This is a genomic window from Marinobacterium aestuariivivens, assembly GCF_042661465.1.
In the GTDB taxonomy this organism is placed as follows: Bacteria; Pseudomonadota; Gammaproteobacteria; order Pseudomonadales; family Balneatricaceae; genus Marinobacterium_A; species Marinobacterium_A aestuariivivens.
The window spans coordinates 1,307,582-1,322,594 of the sequence record NZ_JBHSWE010000001.1 but is presented as its reverse complement, the minus strand read 5'-3'; the positions used below and the strand labels follow the sequence as shown (position 1 = coordinate 1,322,594).

19 protein-coding genes and 1 tRNA gene are annotated in these 15,013 nt (G+C 61.9%); 7 read left to right on the top strand and 13 right to left on the bottom strand.

The features are described 5' to 3' along the window. Positions 1–84 precede the first annotated feature (84 nt). Complete coding sequence (locus ACFQDL_RS06950) at positions 85–570, top strand: nucleotidyltransferase family protein (RefSeq protein WP_379908381.1); 486 nt, start codon at positions 85–87, stop codon at positions 568–570. Between the two features lie 375 nt (positions 571–945). Here ACFQDL_RS06950 and ACFQDL_RS06945 read toward each other — a convergent pair whose 3' ends face one another. Genes ACFQDL_RS06945 through ACFQDL_RS06935 form a run of 3 tightly spaced genes read right to left on the bottom strand, consistent with a single transcriptional unit; the run spans position 946 to position 3,519 of the window. Continuing rightward, positions 946–1,710, bottom strand: coding sequence for an ABC transporter permease (locus tag ACFQDL_RS06945; RefSeq protein WP_379908380.1), 765 nt, complete (start codon positions 1,708–1,710; stop codon positions 946–948). 30 nt (positions 1,711–1,740) lie between these two features. Beyond that, positions 1,741–2,709, bottom strand: a complete 969-nt coding sequence (locus ACFQDL_RS06940; RefSeq protein ID WP_379908379.1) for an ABC transporter substrate-binding protein — start codon at positions 2,707–2,709, stop codon at positions 1,741–1,743. Positions 2,710–2,730: 21 nt separating this feature from the next. After that, a complete protein-coding gene (locus tag ACFQDL_RS06935; protein WP_379908378.1) occupies positions 2,731–3,519 on the bottom strand; it encodes an ABC transporter ATP-binding protein in 789 nt (262 codons plus the stop codon). Between the two features lie 475 nt (positions 3,520–3,994). On the opposite strand from ACFQDL_RS06935, the gene ACFQDL_RS06930 reads away from it, so the two are divergent. Beyond that, positions 3,995–5,089, top strand: a complete 1,095-nt coding sequence (locus ACFQDL_RS06930; RefSeq protein WP_379908377.1) for a porin — start codon at positions 3,995–3,997, stop codon at positions 5,087–5,089. A 68-nt stretch (positions 5,090–5,157) separates the two neighbouring features. On the opposite strand, the gene ACFQDL_RS06925 is transcribed toward ACFQDL_RS06930, so the two are convergent. The 3 genes from ACFQDL_RS06925 to ACFQDL_RS06915 all read right to left on the bottom strand — a co-directional run bounded on the left by ACFQDL_RS06925 (position 5,158) and on the right by ACFQDL_RS06915 (position 6,861). Next, on the bottom strand, positions 5,158–5,940 hold the full coding sequence (locus ACFQDL_RS06925; RefSeq protein WP_379908376.1) for an IclR family transcriptional regulator: 783 nt from the start codon (positions 5,938–5,940) through the stop codon (positions 5,158–5,160). 109 nt (positions 5,941–6,049) lie between these two features. Beyond that, positions 6,050–6,478, bottom strand: a complete 429-nt coding sequence (locus tag ACFQDL_RS06920) for an IclR family transcriptional regulator (RefSeq protein ID WP_465264012.1) — start codon at positions 6,476–6,478, stop codon at positions 6,050–6,052. Beyond that, on the bottom strand, positions 6,373–6,861 hold the full coding sequence (locus ACFQDL_RS06915) for a helix-turn-helix domain-containing protein (RefSeq protein WP_379908375.1): 489 nt from the start codon (positions 6,859–6,861) through the stop codon (positions 6,373–6,375). The genes ACFQDL_RS06920 and ACFQDL_RS06915 overlap by 106 nt, the downstream gene beginning before the upstream one ends. Before the next feature lie 141 nt (positions 6,862–7,002). Here ACFQDL_RS06915 and ACFQDL_RS06910 point away from each other — a divergent pair, with 141 nt between their 5' ends. Then, entirely contained in the window at positions 7,003–8,130 is a 1,128-nt protein-coding gene (locus ACFQDL_RS06910; protein ID WP_379908374.1) for an FAD-dependent monooxygenase, read from the top strand. A gap of 344 nt (positions 8,131–8,474) precedes the next feature. Beyond that, positions 8,475–9,113 (top strand): GTP cyclohydrolase I FolE, encoded by a 639-nt coding sequence (gene folE, locus ACFQDL_RS06905; protein ID WP_379908373.1) that lies wholly within the window; start codon positions 8,475–8,477, stop codon positions 9,111–9,113. A gap of 47 nt (positions 9,114–9,160) precedes the next feature. Here folE and ACFQDL_RS06900 read toward each other — a convergent pair whose 3' ends face one another. From ACFQDL_RS06900 to ACFQDL_RS06880, 5 genes are read right to left on the bottom strand one after another with little or no spacing between them, the layout of a single operon-like run. Next, a complete protein-coding gene (locus tag ACFQDL_RS06900) occupies positions 9,161–9,925 on the bottom strand; it encodes an energy transducer TonB (RefSeq protein ID WP_379908372.1) in 765 nt (254 codons plus the stop codon). Continuing rightward, positions 9,922–10,350 (bottom strand): ExbD/TolR family protein, encoded by a 429-nt coding sequence (locus ACFQDL_RS06895; protein ID WP_379908371.1) that lies wholly within the window; start codon positions 10,348–10,350, stop codon positions 9,922–9,924. Before ACFQDL_RS06895 ends, ACFQDL_RS06900 begins: the two co-directional genes overlap by 4 nt. Then, on the bottom strand, positions 10,347–10,628 hold the full coding sequence (locus tag ACFQDL_RS06890; RefSeq protein ID WP_379908370.1) for an ExbD/TolR family protein: 282 nt from the start codon (positions 10,626–10,628) through the stop codon (positions 10,347–10,349). The genes ACFQDL_RS06895 and ACFQDL_RS06890 overlap by 4 nt, the downstream gene beginning before the upstream one ends. Then, positions 10,553–10,741, bottom strand: a complete 189-nt coding sequence (locus ACFQDL_RS06885; RefSeq protein ID WP_379908369.1) for an ExbD/TolR family protein — start codon at positions 10,739–10,741, stop codon at positions 10,553–10,555. Before ACFQDL_RS06885 ends, ACFQDL_RS06890 begins: the two co-directional genes overlap by 76 nt. Further along, positions 10,731–11,504, bottom strand: coding sequence for a MotA/TolQ/ExbB proton channel family protein (locus ACFQDL_RS06880; RefSeq protein ID WP_379908368.1), 774 nt, complete (start codon positions 11,502–11,504; stop codon positions 10,731–10,733). Before ACFQDL_RS06880 ends, ACFQDL_RS06885 begins: the two co-directional genes overlap by 11 nt. Before the next feature lie 262 nt (positions 11,505–11,766). Here ACFQDL_RS06880 and ACFQDL_RS06875 point away from each other — a divergent pair. From ACFQDL_RS06875 to ACFQDL_RS06865, 3 genes are all read left to right on the top strand, one after another. Beyond that, positions 11,767–11,842: transfer RNA gene (locus tag ACFQDL_RS06875), tRNA-Arg, on the top strand. A gap of 232 nt (positions 11,843–12,074) precedes the next feature. Continuing rightward, complete coding sequence (locus ACFQDL_RS06870) at positions 12,075–12,410, top strand: hypothetical protein (protein ID WP_379908367.1); 336 nt, start codon at positions 12,075–12,077, stop codon at positions 12,408–12,410. Positions 12,411–12,459: 49 nt separating this feature from the next. Next, positions 12,460–13,050, top strand: a complete 591-nt coding sequence (locus ACFQDL_RS06865) for an NADPH-dependent FMN reductase (RefSeq protein WP_379908366.1) — start codon at positions 12,460–12,462, stop codon at positions 13,048–13,050. A 95-nt stretch (positions 13,051–13,145) separates the two neighbouring features. Here the strand turns inward: ACFQDL_RS06865 and glxR are convergent, their stop codons facing one another. Next, the gene (gene glxR, locus ACFQDL_RS06860; RefSeq protein WP_379908365.1) at positions 13,146–14,030 is read right to left on the bottom strand and encodes a 2-hydroxy-3-oxopropionate reductase; all 885 of its coding nucleotides are present in this window, start codon (positions 14,028–14,030) and stop codon (positions 13,146–13,148) included. 107 nt (positions 14,031–14,137) lie between these two features. Further along, complete coding sequence (gene hyi, locus ACFQDL_RS06855; RefSeq protein WP_379908364.1) at positions 14,138–14,920, bottom strand: hydroxypyruvate isomerase; 783 nt, start codon at positions 14,918–14,920, stop codon at positions 14,138–14,140. Positions 14,921–15,013 lie beyond the last annotated feature (93 nt).

The window sequence follows — 15,013 nt, the reverse complement described above, 5'->3', positions numbered from 1 at the left end:
AAATACCCAAGCCGGCCTCGTGCCGGCTTTTTGCTTTCCGGGTGCGGCGTTAAACTGACCGGGACCTATCGAAGGACAACGGGCATGAATCAGCATGACAGGGGCATTGTCGCCCTGGTTCTGGCGGCGGGACGCGCAAAGCGGTTCGGCGTTGACAAGCGAGGCATCGAGCTGGAGGGCGGCAAGACGCTGCTCGAAGCCACGGTGGCGTCGGTTTCGCCGTTCTTCGAATCCGTTTTCGTCGTGGTGCGCTCAGAAGACGATGGCGAAGCAATGCATATAGGGCATGAGAAGTTGGTGCGATCCCTGAATGCTGACAGAGGGATGGGGTTCAGTATCGCCGATGGCTTTGCGGCGTTGAAGCATTCGCAGGCGGTCGCCGCGGCGGTGCTGCTCGGCGATATGCCCTGTATCGAACCCGACACTTTCAGCGTTCTGATGGAGCATGCCGCGGCGGATCGGATCGTCCGGCCCGAATATCATGGCCGCGCCGGCCATCCGGTGATCTTCGGGCGGGATTTCTGGGGTGAGCTGTGTCAACTGCAGGGGAGGAGGGGGCACGGTCGGTAATCCACCGCCACCTTGAAGCCTGCATGCATATCGCAGTGGACGATCCGGGGGTGCTGATGGATGCCGACCGGCCCGAGGATCTCGAGGCGTTGCGGGAGCGGTATCGAATTATTCGAAGGTTGTAGGAGCCTCGCCCCCGAGGCGAACGGGGTTGGCACGGCGGTGATTCGCACCGGGGCGGCGCTCCTACGCGGGATCTAACCGTCATCCAGTAGGAGCCTCGCCCCCGAGGCGAACGGGGTTGGCACGGCGGTGATTCGCACCGGGGGCGGCGCTCCTACGCGGGATCTGACCGTCATCCAGTAGGAGCCTCGCCCTCGAGGCGAACGGGGTTGGCACGGCGGTGATTCGCACCGGGGCGGCGCTCCTACGCGTTTAACGGTGCTCCGCCCTCGGAATGTAGTGCAGGATGCGGTTCTCCATCCAGACCACGATGCTGTAGAGCAGGATGCCGATCAGCGTCAGCAGTGCGATGGCGTTGAACACCATGGCGGCGTTCGCCTGGCCTTCACCGTAGGAGATCAGGAAGCCGAGGCCGATGTTGCCACCAACCATCTCGCCGACGGTGACGCCGATCACCGCCAGGGTGGCGCAGATGCGCAGGCCCGCCAGCAGGTTCGGCAGCGACGAGGGCAGCTCGATCTTCATGAAGATCTGGAAACGGCTGAGGTTGTAGGCCCGCGCCAGGTTGATCAGGTCGCGGTCGATGGTCTTCATCGACTGCAGCACGTTCACCAGGATCGGGAAGAACACGATCAGGATGGTCACCAGCAGCTTGGGCCAGGCGGTGTAGCCGAACCACATGATGAACAGCGGCGCGAAGGCGACCTTCGGGGCGATCTGCAGTGCCAGGATATAGGGCGATATGACCTTCTCGAGGAGCTGGGAAGCACCCAGCAGGAAGCCCAGCACCGCGCCCAGCGCGCTGCCGATGATGAACCCCAGTGCCGTCATCTGGAAGGTCGACAGGGTATGGCCCAGCAGGTCGTTGTTGCTGTACATGTAGCCCAGTTCCTTCATCGTCTCGCTGAAGGTCGGGATGATGTAGGACGGAATGTTCAAAAGCGCCGGCAGAAACTCCCAGGCCGCGATCATGGCGATCGCGACCATCAGGGAGGCCATTGTGTAGTTCTTGTTCATCTCGCTTGCCTCCCGGCAGACCTCAGTCCATCACGAACTGGTTGGTAAAGGTTTCCTCGATCGGTACGGCCCGGCGCACGATTTCGTTCTGCAGGTAGAAGTCCTGTACCGTCTTGAGACGTGCCGCATCGAACTGGCCAAGCTTGAGCGGCGCAGCGGTCGGATAGACCAGGCGGCTGTAGCGGCCCAGGATGTCGGCGATCTGGGCTTCCTTGCCGGTGTGGTTCGGCACCGCGGCGATGTAGTCGGCGGCCGCCTGCTGCGGGTCGGCCGGATCTCGCGCACGGCCTTCAGGGTCGCCTTGACGAAACCCTGCACCGCTTCGGGGCGCTTGGCGATGGTGTCATCGGAGGCCAGCATCGCCTGGGCCATGGCCGGGAAGATGTCGTTGATATTGAAGACGTCGACCTCGATGCCGGCGCCCTGTACCGCGGCAACCCATTCCGGCACCCCGGACATCGCCTGGATATCGCCGGAGATCATCAGCTTGATGATGCCGCCGGGGCCCAGCGCCTGAACGGATGCGTCGCTTTGCGAAAGCCCGGCGCTGGCCAGCACCGCCAGCAGGTTGTAATAGGTGGTGTCCTTGTAGGAGAGCACGCCGATCGCCTTGCCCCTGAGGTCCGCCATCGACTTGACGCCGGCGTCACGGCGGACCGCGATCTGGGTCAGCGCCTGGCCGCCGAGCAATGCGACCCCCTTGACCTTGAGACCGTTGGCGCGGGTGACGATCGGGGTGTCGCCGATGCCGCCGCCCATGTCGGCATTGCCGATCGCCACCTGCTTGGCGACATCGGCACCGCCCTTGCCGATCTGGAAACTGACATCGAGCCCCTCGTCGGCATAGTAGCCCTTGTGTTTGGCGATCTGGAAAGGTGCGAAGGCCGGCAGGGTATCCGGAGCCGGGAACAGGTAGGTCAGTTTGTCGGCCGCGACGGCACCTTGCACCGCCAGCGAGGCGGCCAGTACGACAGCGGCTTTTTTCAGTGTCTTGATCATGGGTTCACCTTGTTGTTGTTCTCAGATTGCACGGGACTCGAGTTTCAGCAGCTCGAAGAGACGGCCGATGTACTCCGAGGCTTTGGGGGACTTGCGTCTTTCCATCAGGTTGCCGCGTGTCGGCAGGTCGACGACGATCTCCTCGATCACGGTCGCCGGCCGCTCGCTCAGCACCAGAATGCGGTCGGCCATGAACACCGCTTCCGACAGGTCGTGGGTGATCAGCAGCGTCGTCACGCCCGATTGCATGATGGTTTCACCGAAATTCTGTTGCAGCAGCAGCTTGGTCTGGGCATCCAGCGCCGAGAACGGCTCGTCCAGCAGCACGATCGCCGGATCGATCGCCAGGGTGCGGGCCAGGGCGGCGCGCTGACGCATGCCGCCGGACAGCTGGTAGGGATAGTGGTTGGCGAAATCCTCCAGGTGACAGCGTTTGAGTTCGCTCAGCGCCACTTCGCGGCGATCCGCTTTACCCATGCCCCGTGCTTCGAGGCCGAACTCGACATTGCCGACGATGGTCCGCCAGGGCAGCAGCAGATCTTTCTGCAGCATGAAGCCGACATGGGAGTTGGGGCTCGTGACCTGTTCGCCACTGACATAGACCTCGCCGGCGGTAGGCTGGTAGAGCCCGGCGGTCATGTTGAGGATGGTGCTCTTGCCGCAACCCGAGGGGCCGACGATGGCGACGAACTCGCCGTTGCGGACGTTGAAGTTGACATCGTTGATGGCGATGCGGGTGTCGGTCGAGTTCGGGAGCCGGAACCCCTTGGTGACTCCGCGGAACTCGAGTGCAGACGGCAGGCTATTCATTGTTATGTACCACTAGACCCTGTTGGTTTTCCGAAGCCGGACGCTGCTGCTTGCCGCTCGAGGCAGTCGAGGCGTTCACGGCAAGCTGTCCAGATCGATATTGTTTTAAATGTGAACTAGCGTTTCGTATTAGGAATATCAGCTTTGATACCCCAATGCAACCCTGGAAGGAGGTCGCGAGAACCGTGTCGGACGTTACCGGTCAGGACCTGAACGGGATGGTTGTGGCCTCAAAGGTTAGGTGAGGTTTGTTTAAGGTATTGAAATTATGGATTTAAATAATTGTTTTGCGGCCAGGTCCTGTGTTCGTGCTGGCGAGTGATCGCGTCGGGTCTGGCAGGAGGAGGTGATCGAAAGAGCGATGCCGGGACCGGCTGGATAGCGAGGTACTGGGATTTAGTATATGAAATGAAGCATAAAAGTTTTATATGTAAATCGATAGTTGATCTAGAAAACGAGCAGGGTTAGGTTGTGTTTGAATTTAAATGAAGAGTTCATATTCAAAACTACAACAACAAGACCGAGGTCTATCGATGAAACGTTCTGCTGTTGCCCTTGCCGTCACCTGTGCGACCGCCTCCCTTGGCGCCCAGGCCGAAATGAAAATGCCGACCGTCTATGGTCAGCTCAGCGGTCGTATTGCCCACTTCGAGGAAAGCAATTTTCTCGGCAACGATACCGACTCCACCCCTATCTTTCCAAGGCGATACTGGGCGCGCGCGGACTGCATCTTCTGTCGGACAGCCTCAAGCTGGCATACCGCTTCGAAGCGGACTTTGCGCCTCTGGCGGACGGTGATGGCACCAAGAGCATCTATTACAGTGCAATCAACCAGCTGCACGATGACGATGACGATATCTTCATTCGCTATGCTGGCGCGGCCTTTATTACCGACTATGGTCTCTTCGCGTTCGGTGACGCCAAATCCGGCGTCTACGAAGAGTTCTACGAGCCGGTGGATGTCTTCGAGCTGAACACCCAGGACAGCACGCCATCGGGCGCACCCAACGGCGCGCGCATGTGGACTCAGACCAAGTGGAGCAAGGATGGCCTGGTGTACAAAACCCCGGTCTGGAACAACTTCTATGCCAAGTTCGTGCTCGCCAGCGTCGATAACGGCAGCTCGACCGATGATGACCTCAAGATCGCACATGGTGTCTACAAGACCGACCGCTTCATGTTCGGTGTCAATCTGAGTGTCTATGACAAGGAGATGATCGGCATCAGTTCAGGCGAAACCGACCGCGAGCGCTGGGTCGTGGCATCGCACTACAACTGGGACCACTTCCGCCTGGCCGGCGTCTACGAGGCGAACCGCGACCTCGGGGCCACCGGTGCCGACTTCGATGTCTACGGTGTCACCGGTACCTACACCCGCAACAAGTTCGCCTACTCGCTGTCCTACCAGGATCGCGAGGAACCAACCTCCGGTGCACTGACCGAAGACAGCGCAGTGCTCGCCCAGGTGAAATACACCCACGACGGGCATCTCGACTTCTGGGCCGAAGCCGGAGCCTACGACGAGTCGGATAACGACAACTTCGGTATCGGCGTCAACGTGCGTTTCTGATAACCAGGTGTCGCAACCCCTTCGATGATTTCCAGCCCGGTGTCGGCCTCGACACCGGGCTGGTTTTTTCACCCCGCAAACCATCCCTGGGTTTTCGAAAGTGCCCGCGAGGCCCGGATCACGCTGTCGCGCACGCCGCCTTCGAGTTCCTCCCGGGCCACGCTGCCGATCGGGCAGCTGACCGACACGGCGGCGACGATCTTCTGGCCGCGACCAAGCACCGGTGCCGTGCAGGCCGAGATGCGAGTGTCGAAATGCCCCCAGCTGACCACCGCCGGTTGCGGTCGTATATGCTCCAGGCGCTCGAGCAACGCTTCGATGCTGGTCGGCGTGCGGCTGGTAAAGGGCTGCATCTCGATACCCTGAAAGAGCCTGCGGATCTGCGATTCGCCCAGTCCCGTGAGCTGTATCTGACCGGGCGTGGTGGCATAGGCGGGAAAGCGGGTGCCAACGCTGACGGTACTGGTAAAGGGTGTATTGGCCTGGTAACGGTCGACATAGACGATATCGGTACCGTCGCGAATGACCAGGTGGGCCGTCATCCGGGTATCGTCGCAGAGACGGGTGAGAATGGGGCGGGCCGGTTCCAGCATGTCGAGACCGGTCAGGAAGCGGAAGCCCAGGTCCAGTACCCGTGCGCCGAGGCGGTAGCGGTTGCCGCCGGCGATGCGCTGCAGGAAGCCGTCGTTCTCGAGTGTATAGACCAGCCGGAAGACGCTGGAGCGGTTGAGACCGATACGTTCGGCGATCTCGGCCATCGACAGTTCCTTGTGGCGGTTGTCGAACACCTGCAGTACGGCCAGGCCCCGAACCAGTCCGGGGACGATATATTGTTCCGTTTTTTTGTTCATATAGGAAAATATATTTTATATATGGTTGCTTGATTGAATCATGATCGATTCATCCGGGTCAACGGCCGTTTATTGATTCCGGTCAGTGTTGGCGCGTTGGCCGTGCCTGTCAGTCCCGTGCCATGCCCGAGGGTGCCGCGATCTCGGCTGCAGCCCGTCGCAGGTGCTCGCCGATGCGGGCACGCCCGGCGGCACTCTCGAAGGCTGGCTGCGGGCCGACGACGTTGATCGCGGCAACGGCGTGTCCGCGGCGATCCGGAACCGGTACCGCACAGGAGCCGACTCCCGCCTCGTAGCATCCGATGCTCCAGCTCAAACCCTCCCGACGATCCTGCTGCAACGATTTGAGCAGTTCTGCGTGCTGTTCGAACTGGCCCTGGCTGAGGTCGGCGAGCTGCTTTTCCGGTAACAGTTCCCTGATCGCGTCGTCACTCATCCCGGCCAGCAGCACCCGCCCGATACTGGTGGCCGGCAGCGGCACCCGACTGCCGACCCGGATATTGCTGACCAGGCTGCGTTGCGGCGTCTGTCTTGCCAGATAGAGCGAGCAGTCGCCATCGCGAATGCCGAGGTAGGCCGAGAGGCCGAGCTCCCTGACAGCCGCAGCAGTACCGGCCGGGCGACTTCGACCAGGTCCTGCTGCTCGAGGGCCTGGGCCGCGAGCGAGACCAGGCCCGGACCCAGGCGGTAGCCGCGGCCATCGGTCGTGCGCGCGATCGCCCGCTCTGCGAGCAGGGTCTGAAGCAGCCGGATCAGGGTGGTGCGGTTGATGCCCAGGGCCTGTGCCGCCTGTTGAACGTTGCTGCAATCCTGACCACTGCCGATGAAGCGCAGTAGATGGAAGGCTCGCATCACCGGCGGTACCCGGTAGTCGCGGCTGCCTTCTTCGGTCAACACCTTCGCTTTCGAGTCTGCGTCCATTGGATCCTCCGCATTGTCTGATTCTGCCGGGGCGACCCCGGTTGACGGGCCTGCGCCTCTGCTGCATAGTACACTAGTTCATAATTGAACAAAATGTTCATATATGAACTAACATAAAATAATCGACTTGGAGACAGCAGCATGGCGGGTTTGACCATAGCAATCAGCGGTGCAGGTATCGGCGGTGTCGCGGCGGCGATCGCATTGCGGGCCCAGGGGCACGAAGTGGTACTGTTCGAGCGGGCCGCAGAGTTCTTTCGCATCGGTGCGGATATCAACCTGACGCCCAATGCGGTCAGGGCGCTCGACGGCCTGGGCGTGGGCGACAAGCTGCGCGAGACGGCGGCCCGCCCGACCTACCGCATCAGCCGTCTGTGGGACAGCGGTGAGGAAACGTCCCGGCTGGAAATGGCCGATACGGCGGTACGGAAATACGGTGCGCCCCAGTTGACCATTCATCGCGCGGACCTGTTGCAGTCACTGTTGTCCTCGATTCCCGAAGACTCGGTCCGCTTCGGCAAACAGGTGGAGTGTTTCGAACAGGGCGAGGGGGCCGTCCGGGTGCAGTTTACCGATGGCACTGAATTCGAATGTGACGCCCTGATCGGTGCCGACGGTATCCATTCGGCCATTCGCACGGCGCTGTTCGGACAGGACAGTCCCGAGTTCACCGGCATCGTTTCCTATCGCTCGGTGGTGCCCTCGGACAAACTCGACATTCCCAATCTCGATGCCTTTACCAAGTGGTGGGGCCCGGTGCCGGAGATGCAGATCGTGACCTTCCCGCTGAACTGCGGCCGCGATACCTTCATCTTCGCGACTACGCCGCTCGACAACTGGCATCAGGAATCCTGGACCCTGGCGGGTGACGTCGAGGAGCTGCGGGAGATCTACCGTGACTTCCATCCCGAAGCCCGGGCCCTGCTCGAGGCCTGCACCGAGGTCACCAAGTCTGCGCTCTACGTCCGCGAGCCGCTGCCGGTCTGGTCGAAGGAGGCGGTGACGATTCTGGGTGATGCGGCCCATCCGATGGTACCTTTCATGGCTCAGGGCGCTTGCATGGCGATCGAGGATGCGGTGGTGCTGGGCCGGGCCATGGCCGGTGTCGACTGCAAGGGTGTCGCGGCAGCCTTCCAGCGCTATGAAGCGGGGCGCAAGGAAAGGACCGCCCGGGTTCAGCGTGGCTCGCGCGGCAACGAGTGGCTCAAGGCCGGCGGCAACGCCGACTGGGTCTACGGCTACGATGCCTGGTCGGTTTCGCCGGGGTGATGCAGAAACGCATCCACGGGGCTGCCGTCAGCGGTGCCCATGGATGTGCGCCCGGTTTGGTCCTTGCCGTCACCCGCCAGGTGGTGACGGCTGCGACTTTGGCATCATTTACACCCTGACTGTTTTCGTATTGCTGCTGTGCCGCTAAAGTATTCATCCGGATTGCCGATTAGCAATTAAACATGACAAAACGGAGACAGAAAGTGCTTCCGTGCTGATCATCATTGCGCCACACTTGTCGGCGTCAAAAACGGGACCCGCACGACCAGGACAATCCAATCGCGGGAGAGACTCGTAAATGAATCATATGCACCGATAGTATCGGGCGAACCCAGGGTGAGAAGATGATTTCCGACGAAGCGAAATTGGTTCGTGAGGTGTTGCAGGAGAAGGGACTCGAGACGCCGCTCAAAGACAACGGCATGAGTCGCGAACAGAAGTATGAGCGTATCAAGGGACTGATGACCGAGGTGGTCGGTACGCTGGGACTCGATCTCGAGGACGACAGCCTGACGGAGACCCCGCACCGGATCGCCAAGATGTACGTCAGCGAAATCTTTGCCGGTCTCGATTACAGTCAGTTTCCGAAAATGGCCCTGATCGAGAACAAAATGGCCGTCGAGGAGATGATCAAGGTGCGCGATATTGCCGTCGTCAGCACCTGTGAACATCACTTCGTTACCATCGACGGTGCCGCCAAGGTCGCTTATATACCGGGCAGGAAGATTATCGGCCTGTCCAAGATCAACCGCATCGTGCGTTTCTTCGCCCAGCGTCCGCAGGTGCAGGAGCGCCTGACGCAGCAGATTCTGGTGGCGCTGCAGACGCTGCTCGAGACCGACAACGTCGCCGTGACCATCAATGCGACCCACTACTGCGTCAAATCCCGTGGCGTGATGGACGTCAACTCCCAGACCGAAACCACTGCGCTGGGCGGCATTTTCAAAAGCGATGCCCGCACCCGCGAAGAGTTTCTGCGCTGAGTTAGTCGACGGTTGGGCCTGCCCGTCGCTTCTGGCCGGCTCAACCGTTAGCGGCGCTCGTTGATCGCGAAGGCGATCGGAAGACTGACCGACAGCTGCATCTCCTTCATCCCGGTCGGGAAGGCCGGCAAGGGGCGGGCGCTCTCCAGCATCCGGATCACCGCTTCGTCGAGCCGGCGGTGGCCCGAGCTTTCGCTGATCCGGTACTCTTCGATCTCGCCGTTGCGATCGAGCACGAAGAACAGCTTGACGATACCTTCCTCGCCGCGGCGGCGGGCGGCGACCGGGTAGCGCCTGTGCTTCGCCAGATGTGCCGCCAGTACCGCGTAGTAGGACTGCCGGACCGCCGGGTCGCCGCCGCTGCTGGCCGCGTTTGCACGGCCGGTTGCGGCCTTGCGGCTGCTCGGTTGCTGCGTCTTCCCGCTCTTCGCCGTCTGCTCCGTCTTGGAAGCCGGTTCGGGCCTGGGTTTCGGTGCCGGTTTCGGTTCCGGCATTGGCTCGGTGCGTACCTCCGCCTGTTGCTTGGGCGGCGTTACCGGCTCCGGCTCCGCGACCGGCTCGGGCTCCGGTTCCGGTTGAGGCTCGGGCTCGGGCTCGGGTATCGGCTCGGGCTCCGGTTCCGGTGCCACCGCCTCGAGGGTCTCGGCCTCTGCCCCCAGGTCACCGAGCATGCCGAGGTCGATCTCGATGCCCTGTTCGCCCGCACCTTTCGCGCCGTCGTCCGCTTCCTGCGCCATCACGACAACGAATCCGAGCAGGTGAAGCGCAACCGCCAGCAGCAGCGCTGTCAGCCAGTGACGGGTGCCGATCATGCCGACTCTCCCCGAAGCCGGGTGGCCAGCGACACCTTCATCAGTCCCGCCGAGCGGATCTGCCTCAGTACCGCCTGGAGTTCGTCGACCGGTGTGCTGGCCTCGGCCTTGACCAGCACCGAAAAGTCCTCCGGAACCTCTGCCTGTTCGAACTTCCGTGCCAGGCTGTCGCCGAGGCTGTCCAGCGTCACGGCTTCATCGTCGAGATAGAGCAGCTTATCGGCAATCAGCACCAGGGCGCGGTTCTCATCGGCTGTCCGCGTCTCGCTGATCGAGGCCGGTGGCAGGATCCTGAGCGCATCGGAGCGGCTGATCTGGCCGGCGACCATAAAGAAGATCAGCATCAGGAAGACGACGTTGATCAGCGGGATCAGGTTGTCGTCGCCGGCCGGCCGGCTGCGATTCTGGGTCAAGGCGATTTTCATGGCGCCGTTTCCGTCAGGGATACATGGATGGCGCCGGCGGCCTTGAGTGCATCCAGTAGCCGGATCATCGCCTGGGTTGTCAGTCCCGGCGCCACGCTCAGGGCATAGACGTCATCAGGGTTGCTTGCGACGAGCCGGACCAGAGCGGCCTGATCGCTGATGCCGTACTGCCGTCCGTTCAGTTCGAAACGTCCATCCTCGGTCAGCAGGTGGACGCGGAGGACCTCCGCGCCTCGGTCGCTGTCTCGCCCGGCGTCGACAGATCGATCTGGCGCCACTGCAGGAAGGTCGATGACAGCATGAAGAACAGCAGCAGAATGAAGACCACGTCGATCAGCGGGGTCAGGCTGATGGCACGTCTTCTGGACGGGAGGGCGACATCAAGCCGCATGACGGCCCGCCTCGGCCAGCTTCAGCTTTCCCGGCCGGCCGGTGAATACGCGGGTCACGGCATCGTTCATCAGTGCGGCGACCCGTTCGGTCTTGCGCTCGAGCCAGTTGTGCACCGTGACCACCGGAATCGCCACGGCCAGACCCACGGCGGTGGTCAGCAGCGCCTGCCAGATGCCGCCGGACAGCACCGAGGGGTCGACCTGGCTGCCGGCCGCTTCCATCTGCTGGAACGCGACGATCATGCCGAGCACCGTGCCGAGCAGGCCGAGCAGCGGGCTCAAGGTCGCGATGACATCGAGCGGGCGAAGCAGGGCGCGCAACTGGTTCAGGCGCAGCGTCGCAACGCGCTCGAGTTCGTCCTTTAACAGCGGGAGGTCGCGCGATTCGTCGCTGAGGCCCTGCATCGCCAGCGCCACCAGTTCGGATGCCGGACGCCGGGGCTTGAGAGCTTCGAGCGCAGGACCGGCCTGTCCGGCCTGCCAGTGGGTGAGACTTTCTTCGATATCGCCGCTGCTTTCGGGACGCAGCCGGGCGAACTGCCAGAGCTTGATCAGGGCGATACTCAGGGCGAGCACGGAAAAACCGAGCAGAATCCAGACCACCGGGCCGCCGACCTGGAGAAAATCCAGCAACGGATCCCTCAGCGAGAGGGAGGCAGTCGAAGACAGGGCGTCGGTCGCAAAGCCTGTATCCGCAGCGGCCGGAGTATCGGCGATAACGGCTGTGGATGGTGGCTGCTGGAGCTGCGAGATCTCATCCATGGTTCAATCCTTGGGGGGGGGGAGGATAAAAAGGATAGTAATGATAATAATTATCATTGGTTGTATCAATATGGATTGACGTGTTTTCGGTGGCAGCGAAAAAGCACGGCAGGAAGGGTCAGGGTCTGCTGAGGGAGACTGAAATTAGAGAGTCGTCAGCTCGTTCATTGCCTCGTGCAGGTTGACGCACCGCCGGGAATTCAATAGCATGCGCTTCGCAACTCAGAACACGGGTCCCACCAGCCGATCCGTGACCGTGCCTCTCCCCGTAGTTCAACTGGATAGAACGAGGCCCTCCTAAGGCTTAAATCGGGGTTCGAGTCCCTGCGGGGAGGCCATTTTTTCTCAGGCATGGCCGTAGCCATGCTGTCGCTCCTGTCGATTTCGATCCTGTTCTTTCCGCTGCCGTTCGAACGGTCCAGCGCCTGAGTATGTATTCGGTCCTGCGGCCGCCGCGGCAGGCCCCGCCCCGAAATACCCTGCTATGCTTGAAACCGGCAAAAGGTGAAATTTCAATCCAGTTGTCGCAGGTGGATGCGTCGTAGCCGTCGGCTGGCAAGGAGATGTAAGGTGCGCACATTTTTTCAGTTGTACCGGGGGAATGGAGGCGGTTGCGCGCGCATGACGAAACTGGCGGCGCTGGTACTGGTTCTGTTGCCGCTCGGCTCCGTCGCCGACGAGATGGTCGTCGGCGGGACCGTTATCAGGGAAGGCGAGTTGGCCGAGATATTGCTTGAGCTGGCCGGCGAACCCAAGGCCGTACGTTACGAGAGGATCTGCCTGACGAACGACTGCACAGAAATCGGCAACCTCGAGCGCTGGATCTATGTTCGTGATGGCATGGAGTATACCGTCGGCGTGTACGAGGGTCGCGTCACATCCGTCAGGCAGACGCAACCATACTAAATTGCCTTCTTCAACAGGGCGGTGCCCGAAGGACAGACTGGAGACTGTTATGGCCATCAGAATTGTCACTATCTGCGGAAGCGTAAGGCCCGGAAACTACACCGCGAAGGCGCTGCAACTGGCGCTGGACGAGTTTTCCAGGATTCCGGATGTCGAGGTCTTGCCTGTCTATCTGGAGTCGCTGGACCTGCCGCTGCCGGGTCTGCCGGCGAAAAATCCCGCCGCCATCGAGCAGTTTCAAAAATCGGTCGGCGAGGCGACCGGCGTGCTGCTGGCCTCGCCCGAATATCATGGCGGCATCAGCAGCCCGATGAAACTGGCGATCGACAACCTCGGTTTTCCCAGCATGCTGGCGGACAAGCCGGTGTCACTGCTTGGCGTCGCGGCCGGGGTGATTGGCGCGATCAAGTCGACCGAACAGCTGCGCGCCATCTGTGCCCACGTCGGTGCGATTCCGCTGCCGATGGCGGTTTCGGTGGCGAAGGTGCAGCAGCTTTTCGACGAAGAGGGCAACTGTCTCGATCCGGAGATGGAGAAGTACATCCGCCGCTCGGCCCGAAACCTGATCGACTATATTCGCGATGCCATCTGCCACAAGGTCAGCCTGGAAGAAGTGCTGCGTGGCGAGCCCGGGACCTGATCGAGCTGCCGGCAGCAGGTTGGTCCGAGGCCATCGTTGGGTTTCGGCCCTGCGGGCCTCCACCCAACCTGCATTTTTCCCGCCATCGAGGTCGATTATTCGTCGCGGATGCTGTGATTCGCCATGTGCTCCAGTGCCCGGATCATGGCCGAGTGATCCCAGTCGCCGCCGCCGAGCGCCACGCAGGTGCTGAAGTTCTGCTGCGCCAGAGCGGTGTTGGGCAGATTCAGGGCCAGCTCCCGGGCGCCGGTCAGGGCCAGGTTGAGGTCCTTCTGGTGCAGTGAGATCCGGAATCCCGGGTTGAAGGTACCCTTGACCATGCGTTCGCCGTGCACCTCGAGGATCTTCGACGAGGCGAAGCCGCCCATCAGCGCTTCGCGCACCTTGGCCGGGTCCGCGCCGGCTTTCGACGCGAACAGCAGCGCCTCGGACACCGCCTGGATATTCAGCGCGACGATGATCTGATTGGCCACCTTGGCGGTCTGGCCGTCGCCGTTGCCGCCGACCAGGGTGATGTTCTGGCCCATGATCTCGAACAGCGGCCGGGCGCGGGCGAAGGTCTCCTCGCTGCCGCCGACCATGATCGACAGGGTGCCGGCCACGGCGCCGACTTCGCCGCCGGAGACCGGGGCGTCGAGGTATTCGCCGCCGCGTTCGTTGATGCGCCGGGCGAACGTCTTGGTGGCCAGCGGCGAGATCGAACTCATGTCGATGACGACCTTGCCTTCGCCGACGCCTTCGGCGACGCCGTTTTCACCGAACAGCACCTCTTCGACCTGGGGGGTGTCGGGTACCATCAGGATGATGAATTCGGCCGCTTGCGCGACCGCCTTCGGTGTCGGGCAGCCTTCGGCGCAGTCCAGGTCCGCCGGGACCGGGCTGCGCTGGGTCGATACGTAGAGCTGGTGGCCGGCTTTCGCGAGATTCTGCGCCATGGGCAGGCCCATGATGCCGGTGCCGATAAATCCGATCTTGGCCATTGTTTTGCCTCCGTTTGTGCTCTTGTTGTGGGAGCGGCGCCCCGCCGCGAATGGCATCCGACGCCGCCTTATTCGCGGCGAGGGCGCCGCTCCCACATATTTAGTGGTTACAGAATGTCGTGCTCTTTCATCCAGCCCAGACCGGCTTCGGTGGTCGTGGCCGGCTTGTATTCGCAGCCGATCCAGCCGTCGTAGCCGAGCTGGTCGAGGAAGCCGAAGATGAAGCGGTAGTTAAGCTCGCCGGTCCCCGGCTCGTGACGGCCCGGGTTGTCTGCCAGCTGCACATGCTGGATGGCGCCGATGTTCGCTTCCAGCGTCGGGCAGATATCGCCCTCCATGATCTGCATATGGTAGATGTCGTACTGCAGCGCCAGATTGCCGCTGCCGACGCGCTCGCGGATGCGCAACGCCTGCTGGGTGTTGTTGAGGAAAAAGCCCGGGATGTCGCGGGTGTTGATCGCCTCCATTACCAGCCGGATGCCGGCCTGCTCGAGCTTACCGGCGGCGTACTTCAGGTTCTCGACCAGGGTCTCTTCGGCGACTGCGTCGCTGACGTCCGCAGGCTTTATACCGGCCAGGCAGTTGACCTGGCCGTTGCCGAGCACCCGGGCGTACTCGATCGCCCTGTCGACGCCGGCACGGAACTCCTCGACACGGTGCGGGTGGCAGGCGATGCCGCGCTCGCCCGCGGCCCAGTCGCCGGCCGGCAGGTTGAACAGTACCTGGGTCAGGCCGTTGGCCTCGAGCACGGCCTTGATCTCGTTCGGCTCGTAGTCGTACGGGAAGAGATATTCGACACCCTTGAAACCGGCCCTGGCCGCGGCGTCGAAACGGTCGAGAAAGTCGTGCTCGGTAAAGAGCATCGACAGGTTGGCGCAAAAGCGTGGCATTTGTGACCTCCATTCAGTCGGTTGTGGGAGCGGCTTCTTGTGGGAGCGGCTTCAGCCGCGAACAGCCACCTATGGTGCTATCCCACTTCGCGG